This is a genomic window from Alcaligenes sp. GW821-FHT11D07, from assembly GCF_058808495.1.
This window is the reverse complement of the sequence record NZ_JBXART010000008.1, coordinates 1-2,727: the sequence shown is the minus strand read 5'-3', so window position 1 is coordinate 2,727 and position 2,727 is coordinate 1. Positions and strand designations below refer to the sequence as shown.

Sequence of the window (2,727 nt, the reverse complement as noted above, 5' to 3'; positions counted from 1 at the left end):
GTCAGCTTCAGCCGAAGCAGGGTTACCCGCCGCATCTTCGGTCTCAACCTTGGCGTGCACGTTCGAATCAGCAGCCAGTTCGGCACCGGGAACATCTACGTTCCAGGTCTTACCGTCGGCGTTAACGGTGGTGGTGTAGTCCTTACCGTTGACCGTTACGGTCACGGTATCGCCGGCCTTCACATCTTCACCAACCGTACCCGTGATGGTCACATCACTTTCCGACTCGGCCTTGTTGATGACATCGTCGCCAGCAATCGTGTCAATCGTGATCGCTGCTTCTGGCAGATCCGTGTCTACGCCATAGCCACGGTCAGCTTCAGCGCTGGCTGGGTTACCGGCGGCGTCTTCGGTCTCAACCTTGGCGTGAACGTTCGAATCAGCAGCCAGTTCAGCACCGGGAACGTCCACGTTCCAGGTCTTGCCATCGGCGTTAACCGTGGTGGTGTAGTCCTTACCATTGACCGTCACGGTCACGGTATCGCCAGCCTTCACATCCTTGCCCACGGTACCGGTGATGGTGACATCACTTTCCGATTCAGCCTTGTTGATGACGTCGTCACCTGCGATGGTGTCAATCGTGATCGCCGCTTCGGGCAGATCGGTGTCTACGCCGTAGCCACGGTCGGCTTCAGCCGAAGCAGGGTTACCTGCAGCATCTTCGGTCTCAACCTTGGCATGCACGTTCGAATCAGCAGCCAGCTCAGCACCAGGAACGTCTACATTCCAGGTCTTGCCGTCGGCGTTAACGGTGGTCGTGTAATCCTTACCATTGACCGTCACGGTCACGGTGTCGCCAGCCTTGACGTCTTCACCAACCGTACCGGTGATGGTCACGTCAGACTCGGACTCGGCCTTGTTGATGACGTCGTCACCCGCAATCGTGTCAATCGTGATCGCGGCTTCTGGCAGATCCGTATCCACACCGTAGCCACGGTCAGCTTCAGCCGAAGCAGGGTTACCCGCCGCATCTTCGGTCTCAACCTTGGCGTGCACGTTCGAATCAGCAGCCAGCTCAGCACCGGGAACGTCCACGTTCCAGGTCTTGCCATCGGCGTTAACGGTGGTGGTGTAGTCCTTGCCGTTCACGGTCACCGTGACAGTGTCGCCAGCCTTGACGTCTTCACCAACCGTACCGGTGATGGTGACATCACTTTCCGACTCGGCTTTGTTGATCACATCATCGCCAGCGATGGTGTCAATCGTGATCGCGGCTTCTGGCAGATCCGTATCCACACCGTAGCCACGGTCAGCTTCAGCCGAAGCTGGGTTACCGGCGGCGTCTTCGGTCTCGACCTTGGCGTGAACATTGCTGTCTTTGGCCAATTCGGCGCCCGGAACATCGACGTTCCAAGTTTTGCCGTCGGCGTTAACGGTGGTCGTGTAATCCTTGCCGTTGACCGTCACGGTCACGGTATCGCCAGCCTTCACGTCTTCGCCAACCGTACCCGTGATAGTCACATCACTTTCCGACTCAGCCTTGTTGATCACATCATCGCCCGCAATCGTGTCGATGGTGATCGCTGCTTCTGGCAACTCGATGTCAACACCGTAGCCACGGTCAGCCTCAGCGCTGGCTGGGTTGCCTGCCGCATCTTCGGTCTCAACCTTGGCGTGGACATTGCTGTCTTTGGCCAATTCGGCACCTGGAACATCTACGTTCCAGGTCTTGCCATCGGCGTTAACGGTGGTCGTGTAGTCCTTGCCGTTGACCGTTACGGTCACGGTATCGCCAGCCTTCACATCTTCGCCCACGGTACCGGTGATGGTCACATCACTTTCCGATTCGGCTTTATTGATGACGTCATCACCCGCAATGGTGTCAATCGTGATTGCGGCTTCTGGCAGATCGGTATCCACACCGTAGCCACGATCAGCTTCAGCGCTGGCTGGGTTACCCGCCGCATCTTCGGTCTCGACCTTGGCGTGGACATTGCTGTCTTTGGCCAGTTCGGCACCGGGAACATCCACGTTCCAGGTCTTGCCATCGGCGTTAACGGTGGTCGTGTAGTCCTTACCGTTAACCGTCACGGTCACGGTATCGCCAGCCTTAACGTCTTCGCCCACGGTACCGGTGATGGTCACGTCGGACTCAGATTCAGCCTTGTTGATCACGTCGTCGCCAGCAATCGTGTCGATGGTAATGGCCGCTTCTGGCAACTCGGTGTCAACACCGTAGCCACGGTCAGCTTCAGCGCTGGCTGGGTTACCCGCCGCATCTTCAGTTTCAACCTTGGCGTGTACGTTCGAATCCGCAGCCAGCTCAGCACCAGGAACGTCCACGTTCCAGGTCTTGCCGTCGGCGTTAACGGTGGTCGTGTAGTCCTTACCGTTGACCGTCACGGTCACGGTATCGCCGGCCTTGACGTCTTCGCCCACGGTACCGGTGATGGTCACGTCGGACTCAGATTCAGCCTTGTTGATCACGTCATCGCCAGCGATCGTGTCGATGGTGATCGCGGCTTCTGGCAGATCGGTATCCACACCGTAGCCACGGTCAGCTTCAGCCGAAGCAGGGTTACCTGCGGCGTCTTCGGTCTCGACCTTGGCATGCACGTTCGAATCCGCAGCCAGCTCAGCACCGGGAACATCCACGTTCCAGGTCTTGCCATCGGCGTTAACGGTGGTCGTGTAATCCTTACCATTGACAGTCACGGTCACGGTATCGCCAGCCTTAACGTCTTCGCCCACGGTACCGGTGATGGTCACGTCGGACTCAGATTCAGC

Annotated in this window: 1 protein-coding gene; it reads right to left on the bottom strand. The window is 57.9% G+C overall.

Going from position 1 to position 2,727, the window contains the following annotated elements:
- The coding region (locus AC1RSM_RS18630) for an Ig-like domain-containing protein (RefSeq protein ID WP_492934060.1) at positions 1–2,727 on the bottom strand (2,727 nt) is incomplete at both ends.